19 protein-coding genes are annotated in these 19,128 nt (G+C 37.4%); 11 read left to right on the top strand and 8 right to left on the bottom strand.

From position 1 onward, the window contains the following. Nucleotides 1–74: 74 nt before the first annotated feature. The 6 genes from QWT87_RS09100 (at nucleotide 75) to QWT87_RS09075 (ending at nucleotide 7,063) form a co-directional block, all read left to right on the top strand. Complete coding sequence (locus QWT87_RS09100) at nucleotides 75–587, top strand: hypothetical protein (RefSeq protein WP_076391512.1); 513 nt, start codon at nucleotides 75–77, stop codon at nucleotides 585–587. A 265-nt stretch (nucleotides 588–852) separates the two neighbouring features. Beyond that, entirely contained in the window at nucleotides 853–2,394 is a 1,542-nt protein-coding gene (locus QWT87_RS09095) for a glycine--tRNA ligase (RefSeq protein WP_302715775.1), read from the top strand. Between the two features lie 83 nt (nucleotides 2,395–2,477). Then, nucleotides 2,478–3,995, top strand: a complete 1,518-nt coding sequence (locus tag QWT87_RS09090) for a hypothetical protein (protein WP_076391507.1) — start codon at nucleotides 2,478–2,480, stop codon at nucleotides 3,993–3,995. A 151-nt stretch (nucleotides 3,996–4,146) separates the two neighbouring features. Next, nucleotides 4,147–5,613 (top strand): DUF5687 family protein, encoded by a 1,467-nt coding sequence (locus tag QWT87_RS09085; protein WP_302715773.1) that lies wholly within the window; start codon nucleotides 4,147–4,149, stop codon nucleotides 5,611–5,613. Between the two features lies 1 nt (nucleotide 5,614). Next, on the top strand, nucleotides 5,615–6,346 hold the full coding sequence (locus QWT87_RS09080) for an ABC transporter ATP-binding protein (RefSeq protein WP_302715772.1): 732 nt from the start codon (nucleotides 5,615–5,617) through the stop codon (nucleotides 6,344–6,346). An 84-nt stretch (nucleotides 6,347–6,430) separates the two neighbouring features. Further along, a complete protein-coding gene (locus QWT87_RS09075; RefSeq protein ID WP_302715771.1) occupies nucleotides 6,431–7,063 on the top strand; it encodes a nitroreductase family protein in 633 nt (210 codons plus the stop codon). Between the two features lie 56 nt (nucleotides 7,064–7,119). Here the strand turns inward: QWT87_RS09075 and QWT87_RS09070 are convergent, their stop codons facing one another. From QWT87_RS09070 to hemA, 8 genes are all read right to left on the bottom strand, one after another. Next, entirely contained in the window at nucleotides 7,120–7,440 is a 321-nt protein-coding gene (locus QWT87_RS09070) for a type II toxin-antitoxin system RelE/ParE family toxin (RefSeq protein ID WP_302715770.1), read from the bottom strand. Then, complete coding sequence (locus QWT87_RS09065) at nucleotides 7,437–7,673, bottom strand: hypothetical protein (RefSeq protein ID WP_087708537.1); 237 nt, start codon at nucleotides 7,671–7,673, stop codon at nucleotides 7,437–7,439. The genes QWT87_RS09070 and QWT87_RS09065 overlap by 4 nt, the downstream gene beginning before the upstream one ends. Before the next feature lie 104 nt (nucleotides 7,674–7,777). Beyond that, the gene (hemE, locus tag QWT87_RS09060; protein ID WP_302715769.1) at nucleotides 7,778–8,815 is read right to left on the bottom strand and encodes a uroporphyrinogen decarboxylase; all 1,038 of its coding nucleotides are present in this window, start codon (nucleotides 8,813–8,815) and stop codon (nucleotides 7,778–7,780) included. A 40-nt stretch (nucleotides 8,816–8,855) separates the two neighbouring features. Next, nucleotides 8,856–9,539, bottom strand: coding sequence for a uroporphyrinogen-III synthase (locus QWT87_RS09055; protein ID WP_302715768.1), 684 nt, complete (start codon nucleotides 9,537–9,539; stop codon nucleotides 8,856–8,858). After that, entirely contained in the window at nucleotides 9,539–10,198 is a 660-nt protein-coding gene (locus QWT87_RS09050; RefSeq protein WP_302715767.1) for a peptidoglycan recognition protein family protein, read from the bottom strand. The genes QWT87_RS09055 and QWT87_RS09050 overlap by 1 nt, the downstream gene beginning before the upstream one ends. Then, complete coding sequence (locus tag QWT87_RS09045) at nucleotides 10,198–10,779, bottom strand: DUF1287 domain-containing protein (RefSeq protein ID WP_302715765.1); 582 nt, start codon at nucleotides 10,777–10,779, stop codon at nucleotides 10,198–10,200. Before QWT87_RS09045 ends, QWT87_RS09050 begins: the two co-directional genes overlap by 1 nt. A 42-nt stretch (nucleotides 10,780–10,821) precedes the next feature. After that, on the bottom strand, nucleotides 10,822–11,733 hold the full coding sequence (gene hemC, locus QWT87_RS09040) for a hydroxymethylbilane synthase (protein ID WP_256040000.1): 912 nt from the start codon (nucleotides 11,731–11,733) through the stop codon (nucleotides 10,822–10,824). Beyond that, on the bottom strand, nucleotides 11,720–12,994 hold the full coding sequence (gene hemA, locus QWT87_RS09035; RefSeq protein WP_076391389.1) for a glutamyl-tRNA reductase: 1,275 nt from the start codon (nucleotides 12,992–12,994) through the stop codon (nucleotides 11,720–11,722). Before hemA ends, hemC begins: the two co-directional genes overlap by 14 nt. Nucleotides 12,995–13,388: 394 nt before the next feature. Here hemA and QWT87_RS09030 point away from each other — a divergent pair, with 394 nt between their 5' ends. From QWT87_RS09030 to rodA, 5 genes are read left to right on the top strand one after another with little or no spacing between them, the layout of a single operon-like run. Then, nucleotides 13,389–14,414: a rod shape-determining protein gene (locus tag QWT87_RS09030; RefSeq protein WP_027381028.1), complete on the top strand. Its 1,026-nt coding sequence runs from the start codon at nucleotides 13,389–13,391 to the stop codon at nucleotides 14,412–14,414. A 27-nt stretch (nucleotides 14,415–14,441) separates the two neighbouring features. Then, a complete protein-coding gene (gene mreC, locus QWT87_RS09025; RefSeq protein WP_076391391.1) occupies nucleotides 14,442–15,296 on the top strand; it encodes a rod shape-determining protein MreC in 855 nt (284 codons plus the stop codon). Next, nucleotides 15,289–15,795, top strand: a complete 507-nt coding sequence (locus tag QWT87_RS09020) for a rod shape-determining protein MreD (RefSeq protein ID WP_235132487.1) — start codon at nucleotides 15,289–15,291, stop codon at nucleotides 15,793–15,795. Before mreC ends, QWT87_RS09020 begins: the two co-directional genes overlap by 8 nt. Continuing rightward, nucleotides 15,792–17,825, top strand: coding sequence for a peptidoglycan D,D-transpeptidase FtsI family protein (locus tag QWT87_RS09015; RefSeq protein ID WP_116098266.1), 2,034 nt, complete (start codon nucleotides 15,792–15,794; stop codon nucleotides 17,823–17,825). Before QWT87_RS09020 ends, QWT87_RS09015 begins: the two co-directional genes overlap by 4 nt. Beyond that, a complete protein-coding gene (gene rodA / locus QWT87_RS09010; RefSeq protein ID WP_302715761.1) occupies nucleotides 17,822–19,051 on the top strand; it encodes a rod shape-determining protein RodA in 1,230 nt (409 codons plus the stop codon). Before QWT87_RS09015 ends, rodA begins: the two co-directional genes overlap by 4 nt. Nucleotides 19,052–19,128: the final 77 nt, after the last annotated feature.

The following is a 19,128-nucleotide window of genomic DNA, read 5'->3' as shown; positions in this document are numbered from 1 at the left end:
ATATTGAAAAAAATTAACATTTTAAATTCTTTTGATAAAAGAGAGAATCTTTATTTTCGCGCAAATTTTTAACTATGAAAAAGCTATTATTTACTTTATTACTTAGTATTTTTCCATTAATTTCTTTTGCCCAGAATTCAGATTCACTGAAGTTGGGAAAATCCAACAGAGAGTTTTTTATCAAAGGAGATCAGAAATTTAAGTTTTCCGAGTATAAAAAAGTGTTCACCAATCCTGAAGCGCTGAACTATATGAAGAAAGCGAACACGAACAGTACCGTTTCTCAGATTTTCGGAGCAATTGGCGGTGGTTTTATCGGCTTCGGACTGGCAAAACAGATATTACGTACTAAAACAGCTTATCACAATGGCGTAGCCTACAAAGTAAAAGATAAAAGCGGTTGGGGATTGGTAGGAATCGGAGCCGGATTTGTGGGAATCGGGATTCCTTTTGCGATCAGTTCCGGAAAAAATCTGAAGAAAGCTGTGGATACGCAAAACCAGAATCCGGAAGGCGGAGAAGCAAAAACCGCTTCTTACAGGTTAGACATCACAGGAAACAGCATCGGATTATCCTACAATTTCTAAGATATACAAGAGCAGTTTTTACAACTGCTTTTTTTATGCTGTTCTTAGTAGTCCTGATTGAACGGCATGTCTGAGCTCTTTTTCTGTTTTCAGCGCGGCGGCTCCGCCGCGCTGAAAACAGAAAAAAGCGAGTAGTGAAAGCAGGTTCCCGACTCCTGAAATTTAAAAATGTAAATATTTGCTGTCTGTTGACGGCTTTTTTTATTGAATTTCATGGAATTGGGATTCAAATTCATATTTTTGCACTTTCAGACGTTAAAAAATTATGGCAAAGCAAGAAGATGTTTTCAAGAAAGTGATTTCTCACGCTAAAGAATATGGTTTTATTTTCCCTTCGAGTGAGATCTACGATGGTTTATCCGCTGTTTATGATTATGGACAAAACGGAGCCGAGTTAAAAAATAATATCAAGCAATACTGGTGGAAAGCGATGGTACAGCTTAACGAAAATATTGTGGGTATTGATTCGGCGATCCTTATGCACCCGACTACATGGAAGGCTTCGGGGCACGTAGACGCTTTCAACGATCCATTGATTGATAATAAGGATTCTAAGAAACGTTTCAGAGCAGATGTTTTGGTGGAAGATTACTGTGCTAAAATTGAAGATAAGGAGAACAAGGAGATTGAAAAAGCAGCGAAAAGATTCGGTGAGGCTTTTGATAAAGAACAGTTTGTGGCAACAAATCCAAAAGTTTTGGAATATAAAGCCAAAAGAGAAGCGATTCTTTCCAGACTGGCAAAATCTTTAGAAAATGAAGATCTTGCTGATGTAAAAGCGTTAATTGAAGAGCTGGAAATTGCTGATCCGGATACCGGTTCTAAAAACTGGACGGAAGTAAGACAGTTCAACCTGATGTTCGGAACTAAGTTAGGGGCTTCTGCAGATTCTGCGATGGATCTTTATTTAAGACCGGAAACTGCGCAGGGAATTTTCGTTAACTTTTTGAATGTTCAGAAAACCTCACGTCATAAACTTCCTTTCGGTATTGCACAGATCGGAAAAGCCTTCAGAAACGAGATTGTTGCAAGACAGTTTATCTTCAGAATGCGTGAATTCGAACAGATGGAAATGCAGTTTTTTGTTGCTCCGGGAACAGAACTTGAATTCTACGAGCAGTGGAAGCAAAAACGTCTGAACTGGCATAAAGCTTTAGGTTTGGGTGACGAAAATTACAGATTCCACGATCATGAAAAACTGGCTCACTACGCAAATGCTGCCGCGGATATTGAATTTAATTTTCCTTTCGGTTTCAAAGAACTGGAAGGTATTCACTCAAGAACGGATTTCGATTTAAAAGCGCATGAAGAATTTTCAGGCAGAAAACTTCAGTTCTTCGATCCGGAAAGAAACGAAAACTATGTTCCGTATGTGGTGGAAACTTCGGTTGGTTTAGACAGATTATTCCTTTCTATTTTCTCTCACTGCTTAAGAGATGAAGTTTTGGAAGATGGTTCCGAAAGAACGGTTTTATCTTTACCTCCGGCTTTAGCGCCAATTAAAGCAGCAATTCTTCCGTTAATGAAGAAAGACGGATTAGCAGAATATGCAGAAAAAGTTTTCAATGATTTAAAATACGATTTCAATTTATTCTACGAAGAAAAAGATGCGATCGGAAAACGTTACAGAAGACAGGATGCGATCGGAACACCTTACTGTATCACGATCGACCATGATTCTTTAACCGATCATACGGTGACGATAAGAGATAGAGATACGATGGTTCAGGAAAGAGTTCCAGTTTCTGAGTTGAGAAGAATTATCGACGAAAAGACAAGTTTCAGAAATTTACTTTCTAAAATATAGACCGAAAGCCTTGAGAAATCAGGGCTTTTATTTTTTTAGAACATATCCCCGAATTTGCTATTTTTGAAATTCAAATTTTAACCATGAAAAAATTAACACTTTTGGTTTTTGGTCTTATTCAGACAATTGCATATTCTCAGACTCAGGATCTGGCTTCTCTAGCATCGGGAAAAAATGTGGGAATGAATGCGCTGTTTGATACCAAAGACAATCTTTACGGCTATGTTTCTATCTATTCCTACGGAAAAACAGACAATAAAAAACAGAAATTCGAATACGTTATTTTAGATAAAAACCTGAATCCGGTTGCCAATAAAGAATTTGAAGCGGGACTTCTGGTTTCCAATTATTTCGGATATGTGGATTTTAAAGGGCAGATTATTCTTCAGCCTTCGGACATCAATTATCTTCAGGCTTTTTCCAAAGATGCAGCGGCTCCTGTTTCTATGGTTATTGATCCTAAAACCAATACAGTAAAGCCCAAAGTGTATTACGATTATCAGGAAGACGGAACGTTTAAAGAAATCTCACAGCCCAAAACTTTTAAAGAAGAAAGAAAAGAAAACCGCGCCGAGAAGAAAGAAAAAGGGTACAATTATGTTTCCGTGGTCGGAGAAATTAAAGAAGGCGGTTATCTGGCTTTAGAATACAACGATTACGGAAAATACATCAATAAAAACAGCCTGATAAAATTTGATGATAATAAGAAAGAAATCTGGCGATACAGCTACAATACAAACGGAGATAAAAAAGTATTTTCCGACCTTTCCATTTTGGAAAAGGACGAAAACCGCATCTACGGAATCCTGAGAAAGGTAAATGATGACGACAAAACATTCTCTCTTGTAGTGATTGATATGAAGACAGGAAAAGAACTTTCCAACAAACCGATAACGGGACTTTCTCCGGAAACCATTTATAATATTGATGCTTTAAGCGGAATTGATAATGATAAAACTTTTGATGATAAAGTAGTTTTGCTGGGAAGAAACTATATTTCCAAAGAGAACAGAGGCTTTGCAAGATTTATCCTTGATAAAAACAATTATAATGTAGATCTGAAAACCATCAGCTACAAACCGGATCTTTCCAATCACATTCCAAAACTGAGCGCAGACGGAGGCGTAGAAAACGGCTATTATCTTCAGACAAAGGATGCGTATTTTATGAGCGATGGCAGTGTTGGAATTCTTTCGGAGAAATTCAAACCTGCGGGACAGTACAATGCTCCGAAAACAACTGATCTGGTTTACATTAACACCGATAAAGATTTTAAGGTAAAAGATGTACAGGTTTTTGAAAAAGAAAAATCGAAGTGGGTAAACAGCGATTATCTTTTTTCTCAATATCTGAATGACGGTAAAGACGTTGTCTTTTTCTTCCGCGATTATCAGAAAGATCAGGTAACCAAAGAAAAGAAGTGGAATCTTTTTATCAATACGATTATTGACGGGAAATTCAAGCAGGAAGTTGTTCCTATTTCAGAAAAAGATAATTATGTAGTAACGCCGTATGTTGCGAAAGAAGGTTATATTCTGCTGCGTGAATTCAATGAAAAAGAAAAATTCAATAAAATTCGTCTGGAAAGACTGAATTATTAAGCGTTGATTTAAATGACTTCAAAATTTACAAAAAGCTAAAATGAAATGTCAAACCGCAGAAATTTTCTGCGGTTTTCTTTTTCCATCAATACAACATTCAATTTCTGTAACAATTCTATCTTTATACAAACTAATGTAATAAAAGATAGCTATGTTTTTAAAATTCCTCAGGTTAGAAATCAAAAGCTTTTTTCGGGGCAGTTCTTTAGGGATCAATCTGGCAATGAAGATTCTTCGATTTATCGGGATTCTTTATTTTATGGCTTGTCTTGTGGGAGGAGCTTTCGGCGCATTTTTTTATATTCAGGAAGAAATGCATCAGAATCCCATTAAAGTGGTTTCAAAATTCATGATTGCAGCTTGGGCGGTCGACCTCATTGCCAAATATATTTGGCAGGAATTGCCGACGCAGAATATAAAGCCGTTTCTTACGCTCAATATTCCCAAAAAGACATTGGTGAATTATATGCTGGGAAAAACATTTCTGTCAGCTTTCAGTTGGTTCAATTCCCTGTTCCTGATTACTTTTTCCATCATTGCATTATTCAACGGATATGATGTTTTAGGCGTTGTGGGATGGCTGATCGGGATTTCGCTGTTATTTTACCTGAATAATTTTATCAACATTCTTTTTAACGATAAAGAAACCATTGCTATTGTTGTCGGATGTATTTTTGCAGCAGTTTCAGGATTGGCGTATTACAATATTGTTCCGGTTCTGGATTATTCTGAGCAGTTTTTTTATAATTTTTTTGAAAGACCTTATTTTGTAGTGATTTCCATCGGGTTGTTTTTCGGGTTGTGGAAAATCTGTTATAACCATATCCGGAAAATATTTTATCTGGATGAAGGTCTGGAAGCTAAAAAAGAAATCGGAAGAACCGAGAATATTACCTTTCTCAACAAATACGGAGCGATCGGAACGTTCATCAACAATGATATTAAAATGCTGAAACGCAATAAGGTAACGAAAGGGATTTTGTGGGGAAGCATTATGTTTCTTTTCTACGGATTGCTGATGTTTTCGTCACCGATTTACAAAACACCTGCAATGATGATGTTCATGGGATTATTTGTAACCGGAGGATTTCAGTTTATGTTCGGACAGCGGGTTCCTGCTTTCGACAGCTCTTATTATCCTTTGATGATGACGCTGAATGTTCCTTACAAAGAATACCTGAAAGCAAAATGGTGGCTGATGAATATTGTCACCGCTTTTTCCATGATTCTGGCGGTTTGCTACGCCTATTTCGGCTGGGAAATGTATCTTACCTTCTTCGCTGCCGGCATTTACAATATCGGGGTAAATTCTCAGTTTACACTTTGGTCGGGCGCTTTTAACAAAACGCAGATGGATCTTAATGCCAAAGAAAAAAGATTCGGACAGAAAAACAGCTTTAACGTAAAAGCGCTCTTGCTGCTTATTCCGAAGATGTTTCTTCCGATGCTTGTTTTCGCATTGATGCAGAAGTTTTTCAGTATTACAGCGGGAGTTATCAGTATCGGAGTTTTAGGAGTAATCGGATTTTTTATCAGAGAAAAGATCTTCGATATTATCGTAAAACACTACAAAGTAGAAAAATACAGCACATTAGAAGCATTCAAAAACAAAGATTAATATGATCACCATTAATAATTTAACAAAAACATACGGAAAAGCAACCGTTTTAAATATAGAACATCTGGAAATTCCGAAAGGGGAAACGTTCGGTCTGGTAGGAAATAACGGAGCCGGAAAAACCACCCTTTTCAGCTTAATGCTTGATCTTATTCAGGCTTCTACAGGATTTGTAAGCATCGACAGGATAAAAGTAAATGAATCTGAAGCATGGAAAAACAAAGTTTCCGCTTTTGTAGACGATTCTTTCCTCATCGGTTATCTTACACCGGAAGAATATTTCTATTTCATCGGGGAACTGAGAGGGCAGAACAAAGCTTCTGTTGATGCCTTTTTAAAACAGTTTCATGATCTTTTCAGCGGAGAAATTTTAAACTCCGGAAAATACGTCCGCGATCTTTCTAAAGGAAACCAGAAAAAAGTAGGAATTGTGGGCGCCATCATCGGAAATCCCGAAATCATTATTCTGGATGAACCTTTCGCCAATCTGGATCCTTCCACACAGATCAAGCTTAAAAACTTAATTAAAGAACTGTCTAAACAGGATGGGGTGACTTTCCTTATTTCCAGCCACGATCTTTCCCATACAACAGAAGTATGCAACAGAATTGTAGTGGTAAACAAAGGACAATTGGTAAAAGATATTCAGACCAATCCTGAAACCCTGAAAGATCTGGAGCAGTATTTTGCAGATCAGATTTCAAGTCCGGTGGAAGAAGATTCTGTATTATAGATAATACCAATAAATGAAATTTGAAAATCATAGATCAAAAATTGTGGTACATCATTTAATTTTGTGAAAGTTAAAATTTAATCTATGGAATTAATTGAAAAACTGAACTGGAGATACGCTACCAAAGCTATGAACGGTCAGAAAGTACCACAGGAAAAAGTGGATAAAATAGTAGAAGCTGCAAGACTGGCTCCTACATCAAGCGGTCTTCAGCCTTTTGAAATTATAGTGATTACCAATCAGGAAGTTAAAGAACAGATCAAACCTCATGCGTGGAATCAGCCGCAGATCACAGATTGTTCTCATCTATTGGTTTTTGCAGCGTGGGATAATTACACAGAAGAAAGAATCAACAGAATGTTTGATCTTACCAATGAAGTAAGAGGATTTAAAAATGAAGGATGGGAAAATTACAGACAAAGTCTTTTAAATACTTACCCGCAAAGATCTGCAGAAGAAAACTTCACTCATGCCGCAAAACAGGCTTATATCGCTTTTGGAGCAGCGATTATTGCAGCCGCTTTCGAAGAAGTAGATTCTACCCCAATGGAAGGCTTTGTTCCGCAAGAAGTTGATAAGATTTTAAACCTGCAGGAAAAAGGTTTAAAAAGCGTTCTTTTATTACCAATCGGGTACAGAGATGCTTCTAACGACTGGTTAGTGAATTTAACCAAAGTAAGAAAACCAAAAGAAGACTTTATTACAGAAATCAAGTAATTATTGATTATTTTACTCATAAAAATACCCTTTCAGCAATTGAAAGGGTGTTTTATTTATTTTTCGCGATCTATCTTTTTAGGATTTTGTCTTGTATCAAAAACATCTGCAATTTTAATCAACTGATTTTCCTCGTCTACAGAGTAAATAATTTTATAGTTAGACTCTACAATGTAGTGATACGGGATGATTCTGTCTTCAAGTAAAAATTCTCTCTGACCCATTTTAGGGTTGTCAATTAATTTATCCGGAGCTGTTAGAACTCTAGTAACAATTTTTAAAGCAACTTTGTAGCTTCTTGATGTTAATTCATAGTAATTAAAAATATCATCAATCTGCTTTTCTGAAAATTCCGACCAAATGATTTTATATTTCACCTTTCGTATTTTGACAGAAGTTCAGAAGTGGTTTTGAATTTTTTATTGTTGAAGTCATCTTCGGATCTTGAAATTCTTTCATTCATTTCTTCTGTGGAGAAAGGCTTAAATTGATTTTCTTCATCCATATTTTTAGCTTTCTTCATGAGTTTTTCAAACTGAACAATCATTTCCTCACTCTGAAGGTTGAGAAAAGCCTGTATAAAAGCTAATTTTCTGCTTTGGATATCCATTTTTAGAAATATTTGATAATCAAATGTATAAAAATTATTTTAAAATAAAAATCCCTTTCAATTGGTTTTTTGAAAGGGATTTTTATTCTATATGTATTTAAATACTAAAACTCAGCATTCGGTTTCCAATCCACGATCGCTCTGATGAACGCTTCTGCATTTTCCACAGGAATATTCGGTAAAATGCCGTGTCCTAAATTGGCAATGTAACGGTCTTTGCCGAAACGGTTGATCATTTCAGTAACCATTTTTTTAATTGTTTCCGGAGTTGAATGCAGTCTTGCAGGATCAAAATTTCCCTGAAGCGTCATTGTATGATTGGTCAATGTTCTTGCAAACTCAGGCTTAATCGTCCAGTCAACGCCCAAAGCAGAAACAGGAGACTGCGCCATATCTTCCAGAGCAAACCAGCACCCTTTTCCGAAAACCACAACGTGCGTTAAAGGGCTTAAAGCTTCAACGATCTGGTTGATGTATTTCCATGAAAATTCCTGATAATCTGCCGGAGAAAGCATTCCGCCCCAGGAATCAAAAACCTGAACCGCAGAAACCCCTTTTTCAACCTTTCTTTTAAGATAAGCGATCGTTGTATCGGTAATCTTTTGAAGTAATAAATGTGCCGCTTCCGGTTGCGTAAAGCAGAAAGACTTAGCAATATCAAAAGCCTTGCTTCCTTTACCTTCCACACAATAGCAGAGTATCGTCCATGGAGAACCTGCAAAACCGATCAAAGGAATTTCATTATCCAATTTCTGTAAAGTCAGTTCAATGGCATCAAAAACATAACCTAACGTATCATTCACATCCGGAACCACCACATTCTGCACATCTTCCATCGTTCTGATGGGATTATCCAGCCATGGACCTACAGATTCCTTCATTTTAAAATCAATTCCCATCGCTTGCGGAACAACAAGAATATCAGAGAATAAAATCGCTGCATCCAAAGGAAATCTTCTGATCGGCTGTACGGTAATTTCGGAAGCAAGTTCCGGTGTCTGACATCTTGTGAAGAAGTCGTATTTGTCGCGTAATGCAATAAATTCCGGCAAATATCTTCCAGCCTGTCTCATCATCCAAACCGGTGGTCTTTCTACGGTTTCTCCGCGAAGTGCTTTTAAGTATAGGTCGTTTTTAATCATAATATACTAGACTTTATTGCCAAGAATGACAATTAAAATATCAATTTTTGTTTAAAATCTCTTTTCGGATCAGCTTCAGAACAGAAAGTAATGTGCTTCCTTCCGAAACCAAAACAGGCTTTGAAGTATGCTTTCTGAGTTCATTGGCAGTAGTTTCTCCAATGGAAACCAGAATCATATCCCCAAAAGAATTTCGATTTGCAAAACTACGAACTCCGCTCGGACTAAAAAACACTGCGGCATAATATTTTTCATTTATCAACGGATTGATTTCCTCCGTATTGTACACCGTTATTTTTCTGTAGCTGATGTTTTGAAGGGGAAGATTTTTGTCAAGCACGTCTAATGCGATATTTCCACAGAAATGAAGAAATTTTTCCTGCTGACAGTGCATAATAATAAACCGTGAAAGTTCTTCCGCGTTTTTCAGGACTTTAAACGTTCCGAAACCGTTTTTTCTCAGCTCTTTTTTCGTCTTTTCACCGACGCAGTAGATTTTATTGTAGTTTTTCGCCGTAAAATCTTCGTTAGGTTTAAATCCGTTTTTAAAAAATGAACTTACTCCTTTTGCGCTGGTAAAAATTAATGAATAATCTTTGAGATCAAAAGACTCAATTGTTAGAGAGCTTGTTTTAATTACCTCAACACAGTCAAACGAAACATCGTCTCCCAATTCTTTGGTTACAATCGCCGGATCTAGGTTTTTGGTAAATAAAATATTCATTACGGTTTATCTTTTAAATGTAAATCGGCGGTCTGAAGCCTTACTTTGTTCATAAAATCCTTTCCCGGATCTTCTTTTCCTGTGAAATAATTCGGGTCAGATTCTCTCCAGAGTTTTGAATTTCTGAAGATTCCGTATTCCGAATGTCCGATGAGGTATTCTATTTTATATTTTTGGGTTAAATACCGTATCAGTTGTGCATTCGCGGAAACCTGTTTGTCCGTAAGCGGTTCTTTTTTACTTCCGATATTTTCAATTCCGATGGCGCAGTAATTCAAACCAATCGTATGTCTGGCAAACTGATTCGGTTCCATCAACTGATAAACCGTTCCGTCTCTGTCAATGATGAATTGTGAAGAAACATTCAGCGTACTTTGCTTTTTCAGGGTATTTCTTGCGTTTTCAAGATGCGTTTTGTTGAAATATTTAAAATTGCTTTCCACATTTCCGCCTGCCGTATAATGAAGAACAATCATTTTCGGAACAATCGTTGGTGTTTTCTGAACCAGACCATGATGCTCTTTCAGATATTCCAAACTTAAACGAATTCTTTCTTCAGAATAATTGATAGGTTTATTGATGATTTTCAGTTCGTTTTTTTGAGCTGATGCAAAACCCATCAACATAAAAACCAATAAGCAGATTACATTTTTCGTCATTATTTCTGATATTGATAATGTCCTGTAATGGTAAACTTAAACAAACAGTCTTCCAAAACCTGTCCGCCTCCGATATTGTGCACAATTAAATATCTTTTGCCATCGACAGACTTTCTGTTCACTACAATTCCGATGTGCGTTAAATTTCCCGGAAGATCCCAGGTTACAATATCTCCGGGAACATATAATTCCGGTTTGGTTTCAATGGATTTTGATTTTCCAAATTTGGCAAAGAACACTCTCAGGTTGGGAACTCTGCGGTGGTCGATATTCGTGTCGGGCTTTTTCAGTCCCCATTTTTTAGGATATTTAGAAAAATTTTTCGCCATATCTTCATGCACTTCTTTCTGAAGATCAATCCCCAGTTTTCGGTAAGCTCTGATCACGACATCGGTACAGACACCTTTGTCTGCGGGAACGTCTCCGTTCGGGTATTTGATGTTGAAATAGGCAGGATCGTAACTTACATGGTCTTTTGTAAGGCTTAAAGCCGCATCAGACAATTTTTGGGCAAACTGATTCTGTGCTTTTCCAAAAAACACGCAAAGAACTACAATAAATATTGAGAAATATTTCTTCATAGAAGTCCGGAACCTTAAAAGTTAAAATGTAAAAAGTGAATTTTAGATCTGGCTTTTAATTTCCGCCATCAATTCTTTTCCGCCGTTTTCAAGAACAGTTTTTGCAAATTTTTCCCCGAAATTTTCTTCATTATTATATATGAAGCTTTCATCGGTTGCGATGCTGTTTTTACCATCCAGAGAACAAAGCGCTGCCTTGAAGCGGATCTGATCTTCAAAAAGTTCTGCAAATGCTCCGATAGGTGCGGTACAGCCTCCTTCCAGAGTGCTCAGGAAATTTCTTTCCATTTCCACACAGATCTGCGTGTTTTTATGATTGGTAAACTGTCTGATGATTTCATTGATCTCAGTTTTGTCTGAATGTCCTGCGACAGCAATCACTCCCTGCGAAGGAGCCGGAATTAAAAACGGAATCATTTCATAATCAATGTCCATTTTCATTCTCTTAATTCCTGCCAGAGACAGAATGGTCGCATCAAAATCTCCTTCTTCCAGTTTTTGAAGCCTTGTCTGAATATTTCCACGAATGTCCGAAAATTCAGCATTGGGGAAGTTTTTCAGCCAGAATGCTCTTCTTCTTAAACTGCTGGTTGCCAGTTTAAGCTCGTGAAGTTCTTTGTTTTTTGCAGATTCCTTTCGAATCAAAACATCCTGCGGAAAATCTCTTTCCAGATAAGAAACGATCTCAAGGTTTTCGGGAAGTTTTGTAGGAACATCCTTTAAAGAATGTACGGCAATATCAATTTCGTCATTTAATAAGGCAACATCAAGATCTCTGGTGAAAACTCCTGTAATTCCTAATGAATACAGGGGTTGTGTAAGGTTTTTATCGCCTGAAGAGACAATAGGAACGATTTCCGTTAAATAATTGTTGTTCTGAAGATGCCTCGCAACTTCTCTAGCCTGCCAAAGTGCCAGTGCAGAATTTCTGGTTCCGATTCTAATGCTTTTCATTGAATTCGTTGTTTGGTTGTTCAACTAATATTTCGTGCATTAATTTACTAATTTCTTCGGCTTTTAAAGGATTATCGATGATATATTTTGCAAAACGGTTGGTAATTTTCTGGATCATTTTATCAGAAAGTTCCATATCCGTGATGTTTATGTATTTATTTTTTTTGTAAAAATTATGCATTTCATTGCGTTCCATATTCTTAAGAACCGCTTTGAAATGATGAATATTGGGCGCCAGTTTTCTCTTTTTTTCCCACTCAAGGAAGTCTTTCGTCATTTCCTTGATGATTTTTTCGGCTTTCGGGATCTCTTTTTCTCTCTGCTGAATGGTTTCCTGAATCTGTTTGGAAAGTTCATCCACATCGATCAGCGTTACATTTTCATTCTCCTTTACATTTTTATCCACGTTATTCGGGATGGATAAATCAATTACCAAAGTTTCTTTTCCATTCGGGAAATGAGATCTGTTCACGATGGGATGTCTTGCGCCGGTCGCAACAATAAGAATATCTGTATTGCCTAATTCTTTATCAAAATCGGCGTAATCAATATGCGGAATATTGTACTTCTCGGAAATCTTAGCTGCCGTTTCCTGAGTTCTGTTGGCAATTTTTATTTTCGGCTGGTAGACGTGTTTTACCAGATTTTCAACTGTATTCTGCCCGATTTCTCCTACACCAAGCAGAAGAATATTTTTTTCGGTAATTCTTTTCTGGCTGTTTAAAATATAATGAACCGCCGCATAAGAAACAGAAGCTGCTCCGTTGGAAATTCCGGTTTCGTTTTTTATTCTTTTCGAAATCTGAATGGCAGAATTAATGGCCCTTTCAAGATAGGGATTAGAGTTCTGTCTTTCTTTTTTGAAGCGGTTGTAGGCTTTTTTAATCTGTCCGATGATCTCAAAATCCCCGATAATCTGGCTTTCAAGTCCGGCTGCAACCCTGAAAAGGTGGATTAAAGCTTCTTCCTTCGTTAAAATATTCGCAAACTGAAGAAAATCCATCAGATTAACCCCGATGGTTTTGCAGTATTCTTCAGCAACAAGAAGATAGTTGGGAGAAGTGGTATAAATTTCGGTTCTGTTACAAGTCGAAACGACAAATGAATCCCCTAAATCTTCATTATGGATCCGGGTAACGAAATTCTTAATGTTTTCATCAAAAAATGCAAATTTACCTCTTGTTTCTGCGTCAGCTTTTTCGAAACTAACGGAAAGCACAGCAAAATTAGACGTCTGATGTATGTTTGAATATTGTAACATAAGCGTGGCAAATTTACGTTTTTTTTAGCAAACCACTTTCTTAAAATGTATATGATAATTATCGTAAAAAACTATTTGGGAGATGGTAAAATAGGATGCCTTGTTGTTAATAAACGTTAAAATTATTTTTTAAAAAAGATAAATTTTCATCATTTGGATACTCCGTAAAGATATTTCACAAAAAAGAAGAAGTTAAGGACTGCCGTTTTGCCTGCATTACGCCTGTGTTTATCTTAAATCCAGCTTAAAATAAATTCTGTAAATGCTTAGAGCAAAAGTTAATAGCCGATTACAAATTTTAATAAAAATTTAACCAAATTATATGCCCGCGGAATTTCTTTGGTAGTCTTAAATTTATATCTTTGTAACTCTTTAAAAAATCAGAAGTAAAAGTATGAGTTTATTCGATATGTTTACGCAAGAAATTGCGATAGACCTTGGTACTGCCAACACCCTTATCATCCATAATAATAAAATTGTTATAGACCAGCCGTCTATTGTCGCGATCGAGCGTTCGACAGGCAGACCGATTGCCGTGGGTGAACAGGCGAAACACATGCAGGGGAAAACTCATGAGGACATCAAAACAATCCGTCCGTTGAAAGACGGGGTAATTGCCGATTTCCATGCTTCTGAACACATGATTAAGGAATTTATCAAAAAAATTCCGGGAATTAAAGGGAAATTTATTCAGCCTGCGTTAAGAATCGTTATCTGTATTCCTTCCGGAATTACGGAGGTTGAAAAAAGAGCGGTAAGAGATTCTGCCCAGAAAGTAAACGCTAAAGAAGTTCGTTTAATATACGAACCAATGGCTGCCGCAATAGGGGTTGGAATCGACGTACAGAAACCTGAAGGAAACATGATCATCGACATAGGTGGCGGTACTACAGAAATTGCTGTTGTAGCTTTAGGAGGTATCGTTTGCGATAAATCTGTAAAAATTGCGGGAGATGTATTTACGAATGATATCGCGTATTACTTAAGAACGCATCACAACTTATATATCGGAGAAAGAACAGCGGAGAGAATTAAAATCGAAGTTGGTTCTGCCGTTGAAGACTTAGACGTAGATATCGAAGATATTCCGGTACAGGGAAGAGACCTTATTACAGGAAAGCCTAAAGAAATTATGGTGGGTTACAAAGAGATTGCAAGAGCATTGGACAAATCAATCATCAGAATTGAAGATGCGGTAATGGAAACTCTTTCTCTTACTCCTCCGGAATTGGCGGCAGATATTTATAAGACAGGAATTTATCTTGCCGGTGGCGGTGCATTATTAAGAGGTCTTGCAGACAGATTGCACAAAAAGACAGGTCTTCCTGTATTTGTAGCAGAAGATCCGTTGAGAGCGGTTGTTCGCGGAACAGGTATTGCACTTAAGAATATGGATAAATTCAATTTCTTAATTAAATAATTCTAACTTTTTACGAAACACATCTGAATGGGATTTTTGCTGAGATTATTTTCAAAGAATGCGCTATTTGTCTTCTTTATATTTCTGCAAATCATTGCTCTTGTTCTGATATTCTCTAAAAACGCAATGCAGCAATCATGGATTGCAGGGCAGTCTGCTGCTTTCAATTCCTGGGTTTCGGGATATATCGATGAAGGAGTTTCGTATCTTAAGCTGAAACAGATCAACGAAGATCTTGTGGCACAAAATAAAGCCTTGATGGTGGAACTTTACGGAAAACAGGGGGCAAAAAATCCAATGTTCAGAAAAGTTCATGATACCATCGGAGGCGGACAAATCTATACTTTTGTAGACGGAGAGATTGTTTTCAACAGCATCAACAGAAGAAATAACTACTTTACCATCAATAGAGGCAGGAGAGACGGTGTTTTTCCGCAAATGGGCGTGATGGCTCCGAAAGGGATTGCCGGAATCGTTATTAATTCTACAGACAGCTATGCTTTGGTTCAGTCGGTGTTAAGTGTTAATAAGATCAGAATCAATGCTGCTTTAAAAAACTCAGGATATTTCGGAACTTTAACATGGAACGGAGACAATTCCAGAGTCATGCATCTGGCGGATATTCCAAAATATGTTGCGTTAAAAATTGGCGATACTGTGGTTACCGACGGAAAATCAGCAATTTTCCCTAAAGGAGTACAGATCGGAACTATTGCGGGATATTCTGTGGATAATAAAACCGGATTCTGGGATATTTCGGTGGAACTTAGTGAAAAAATGGGAGCTTTAAGCAAAGTTTATGTGGTAAAAAACCTCAAAAAAGCTGAAGTTCAGAAGATTCAGGATACCATGCAGGCTGTAATAAAAAAGGAAAATGATTAGCAGGACATTATTTACGGATATATTGATTATGATTTTTCTTGTTTCATTACAGATTTTTGTACTGAACAGAATCACCATTTTCGGAAAGTACACTCCTGTACTTTATCCCGTATTCGTTATGTTTTATCCTTTTTTCAGAAATAAATTTCAGTTTTTAGCACTAAGTTTTCTTATCGGGCTTTCGGTAGATGCATTTCTCGGAACCTGGGGAATGAATGCATTTGCAACCACTTTGATTGCTTATTTCAGGACTTTGATTTTCAGAACTTCTACAGATACTTCTACAGATTTTTTCTCTTTTCAGTCCCTGCAGTGGGCGCAGTTTTTACTGTTTTTATTTTCAAGTATCTTTTTGCATCAGCTTTTAGTACAGTACATTGAATTCTTCAAGTTGAGCAGATTTTTTGAAATATTGCTTAATGTATTGGTAACTAGTTTAATTTCGTTTATATTTATAGTTATTTACGCATTAATCTTTAAAATCAAACAAAAAGTTTGAACACACGTTATTTAAAAATCTTTTCCGTTCTTATCGTTATCGCTCTGATTTTTGTGGCGAGAATTGCTTATTTACAGTTATTTACGGATCGTTATGCTTTAAATGCAGCGAATACTTCCATTAAAATTGAATACGTTATTCCGCAAAGAGGAGTCATTTTTGACCGCAACGGCAAAATTCTGGTGGGAAACCAGCCTGCCTACGAAATTTCCTTCACTCAGGCTTTGATGCGTCCTGATTTTGATACCGTAGGATTCTGCAACCTGATGAAGATTTCCAAAAATGATTTCGTCAGAACCATCGAAAATATTAAAAAAGAAAAATATTATTCCAAGCTGACTCCCATGACCTTCATGAAAAATCTAAGTCGTGAAGACATTGCGAGAGTTCAGGAAATTATATTCAAATATCCCGCTTTCAGTATTGTTTCAAGACCTCAGCGACAATATGAAGTTTCTACGTCGGGAAATCTTTTGGGATATACCAGTGAAGTTAACGAAAGAGAAATTAAAAAAGACTCTGCGTATTATTTACCTGGCGATTTCATCGGAAAAACAGGAGTTGAAAAAGCCTACGAAAAAGAACTTCGAGGAGTGAAAGGAATGAAATACATTCAGAAGGACATCAAACTGAGAAATGTAGGACCTTACAAAAACGGATCTTTAGACAAAGACGTTATCACAGGAAAAGACATTACACTTACCATAGACTACGATCTGCAGAGAATTGCTGAAGAAATGCTTGTCAATAAACACGGTGCCATTGTAGCGATTGATCCCAATAACGGAGAAGTTCTGGTCGCAGCAACGGGACCGGATATCGATCCGAATCTTTTTACCGGACCGAATAAATCTAAAAACCTCTACGCTTTATCCAAAGATACAATTTACGAGAACAAACCAACTTTCGACCGGTCTTTACAGGCGGCTTATCCTCCCGGTTCCACATTCAAATTATTAACCGCTTTGTCTGCGATGCAGATGGGCGTGATGGATGAAAATACAATCTTCCCTTGCGGTGGTGGATTTAATTACAGAGGCTTGAGAATTAAAGGTCACGGTGGAGCAGATCCGCTGATTCCTGCTATTCAGGTTTCCAGTAACTGTTACTTTTCCTACGCGTATTTGGCGATCATTAATAAATATCCGGGAAATCCTTCGAAAGGGGTTGACGAATGGAAAAAGATCATGAGCAGCTTCGGAGTAGGGGAATTTTTGAACAATGATTTTGCTGTAGGTGCAAAAGGAAGAATTCCGACTGGGGAATTCTACGAAAAAAGAATGGCTTCCATTTATAAAGCAAGCGGTTCTAAAAAAGATCCTAAAAATTGGGATCCTTTGGCAACCGGGGCTGTTTTCAACGGAATGGGACAGGGTGATGTTTTGGTAACTCCGCTTCAGCTTGCCAATTATGTGGCTGCAATTGCCAATAAAGGATGGTATTACACTCCGCATATCGTAAAATCGATCGACGGAAAGCCCAATCCGGATCCGAGATTCAAAAAGAAACATCAGACTTTAGTTGATAAAAAACATTTTGAACCGGTGCTGAAAGGAATGGAAGCCGTAGTTTTAAGAGGTACGGCACATGGCTTAAAATCCAACGATTTTACCCAGTTGGCAAAAACAGGGACTGCACAGGTTCCGCAGGGAAAAGATAATTCCATTTTTGTTTTGATTGCTCCGGCTGATAAACCTAAGATTGTGGTTGCAGCGGTAATGGAACACGCCGGATTTGGAGCGACTTGGGCAGGTCCAGCCTCAACGGTAATCGCCGAAAAATTTATTACAGGCGATCTGAAGCGTGAAAATCTCTACAAAAAAATGACTTCCTCAAGCTTTATGCCTGAATATAAAAGACAGTGGATTGCGGATCTGAAGCGTAAAGGATTGTACAAAGAACCGGTAGATTCTCTCAAGCAGAAAAGAATACAGGACAGTCTGAAATTTATAAAAGAGCAGAAAGCAAAACTGCAGAAACAAATAGACATCGAAACGAAAAATAATAAAACAAAACCTGCTAAACAATGAAATGGGCAGAAGGAATAGATAAATTAGGTCTTGGCTTATATTTCCTGCTTTGTGCTTTTGCCATCGCAAATATTTATAGTGTAGACCAAAAGTTAGGAGAAAAACAGCTTATTTTCTTCTGCATTTCCCTGTTCGTCGGATTGGTGATTTTCGTGGGACGAAGCAAGTTCTTCGAAAATATGTCAGGAATTATTTACATCGGTGGAGTATTGCTTCTCGTAGGACTTTTCCCTTTTGGTAAAGAAATCCTCGGGCAGAAAAACTGGTATAAATTCGGAAGTTTTACCATGCAGCCCGTTGAGTTTGCAAAGATTGGAACCGCTTTAATGCTCGCAAATTATGTCTCCGGACCGGAATTTAATCTGAAAAACAGAAAGTCATTACTAACCACTTTGGCTATTGTCGGAATTCCGGCTGTTGTGGTTCTCGCCATTCCCGATGTTGGTTCCATGTTGGTTTTTATCGCCTTTTTTATTGCCTTGTATCGTGAAGGATTGAGCGGAGTTCTGTTTGGAGTAGGATTTCTTTTTGCAGGGGTTTTCCTCGTCTCTTTGGCGATAGATCCGATCTGGGTTGCGATTACCATCGTTCTGATTATCGGAGGTTACATTGCAATGAATTATTACAAAATGTCGTGGAATATTATTTCCATTTCAAGTATTGCAGGTTCGGTGCTGCTTTTATGTGGTCTGGCTTTCGGTGCGCCTTATATTTTAGAAAAACTGCCAAAACACCAGAGAGAAAGAATTGAGGTTCTTTTTAAAGGTGAAAAAGCATTCAGAGATACCTCCGGATATAATTTGTTGTATTCTAAAACCGCTATCGGTTCCGGAGGACTTTGGGGAAAAGGATACCGTGAAGGTTCCGTTACACAGGGGAAATTTGTTCCGGAGCAGGAAACCGACTATATTTTCTGTACGGTAGGTGAAGAGTGGGGTTTTATAGGAAGTACTGTTCTTATTCTCTGTTATATGGTGTATATCGGAAGGATTTATTATCTCGCCGAGCAGCAGAAATCGGGCTTTAACCGCGTTTTCGGATATTGCTTTGCCTCGATTCTTTTAATGCACTTTACCATCAATTTAGGAATGGTAATGGGGCTTTTTCCAACCGTTGGTATTCCGTTGCCGTATTTCAGTTATGGAGGAAGTTCTTTACTTGCGTTCTCAATGATGACTTTTATTTTCTTTAAATTAAATTATTCGGATAAGAATAGTCTGGTTTAAAAGCTGGAGGATAGAAGATAGAAGTTTAAAATGCTATGTTTTAATTTTCATACTTGAGATCTGTGTAATCGGCCAAA

It is taken from the genome of Chryseobacterium urinae (genome assembly GCF_030518295.1).
GTDB classification, from domain to species: Bacteria; Bacteroidota; Bacteroidia; order Flavobacteriales; family Weeksellaceae; genus Chryseobacterium; species Chryseobacterium mucoviscidosis.
The sequence above is the reverse complement of the archived record's forward strand: the minus strand, read 5'-3'. Positions and strand labels throughout refer to the sequence as shown.

Coding starts and splice junctions, on each gene's coding strand:
- QWT87_RS09100 (WP_076391512.1), top strand. CDS start 75: ATGAAAAAGCTATTATTTACTTTATTACTTAGTATTTTTCCATTAATT.
- QWT87_RS09095 (WP_302715775.1), top strand. CDS start 853: ATGGCAAAGCAAGAAGATGTTTTCAAGAAAGTGATTTCTCACGCTAAA.
- QWT87_RS09090 (WP_076391507.1), top strand. CDS start 2,478: ATGAAAAAATTAACACTTTTGGTTTTTGGTCTTATTCAGACAATTGCA.
- QWT87_RS09085 (WP_302715773.1), top strand. CDS start 4,147: ATGTTTTTAAAATTCCTCAGGTTAGAAATCAAAAGCTTTTTTCGGGGC.
- QWT87_RS09080 (WP_302715772.1), top strand. CDS start 5,615: ATGATCACCATTAATAATTTAACAAAAACATACGGAAAAGCAACCGTT.
- QWT87_RS09075 (WP_302715771.1), top strand. CDS start 6,431: ATGGAATTAATTGAAAAACTGAACTGGAGATACGCTACCAAAGCTATG.
- QWT87_RS09065 (WP_087708537.1), bottom strand. CDS start 7,673: ATGGATATCCAAAGCAGAAAATTAGCTTTTATACAGGCTTTTCTCAAC.
- hemE (WP_302715769.1), bottom strand. CDS start 8,815: ATGATTAAAAACGACCTATACTTAAAAGCACTTCGCGGAGAAACCGTA.
- QWT87_RS09055 (WP_302715768.1), bottom strand. CDS start 9,539: ATGAATATTTTATTTACCAAAAACCTAGATCCGGCGATTGTAACCAAA.
- QWT87_RS09050 (WP_302715767.1), bottom strand. CDS start 10,198: ATGACGAAAAATGTAATCTGCTTATTGGTTTTTATGTTGATGGGTTTT.
- QWT87_RS09045 (WP_302715765.1), bottom strand. CDS start 10,779: ATGAAGAAATATTTCTCAATATTTATTGTAGTTCTTTGCGTGTTTTTT.
- hemC (WP_256040000.1), bottom strand. CDS start 11,733: ATGAAAAGCATTAGAATCGGAACCAGAAATTCTGCACTGGCACTTTGG.
- hemA (WP_076391389.1), bottom strand. CDS start 12,994: ATGTTACAATATTCAAACATACATCAGACGTCTAATTTTGCTGTGCTT.
- QWT87_RS09030 (WP_027381028.1), top strand. CDS start 13,389: ATGAGTTTATTCGATATGTTTACGCAAGAAATTGCGATAGACCTTGGT.
- mreC (WP_076391391.1), top strand. CDS start 14,442: ATGGGATTTTTGCTGAGATTATTTTCAAAGAATGCGCTATTTGTCTTC.
- QWT87_RS09020 (WP_235132487.1), top strand. CDS start 15,289: ATGATTAGCAGGACATTATTTACGGATATATTGATTATGATTTTTCTT.
- rodA (WP_302715761.1), top strand. CDS start 17,822: ATGAAATGGGCAGAAGGAATAGATAAATTAGGTCTTGGCTTATATTTC.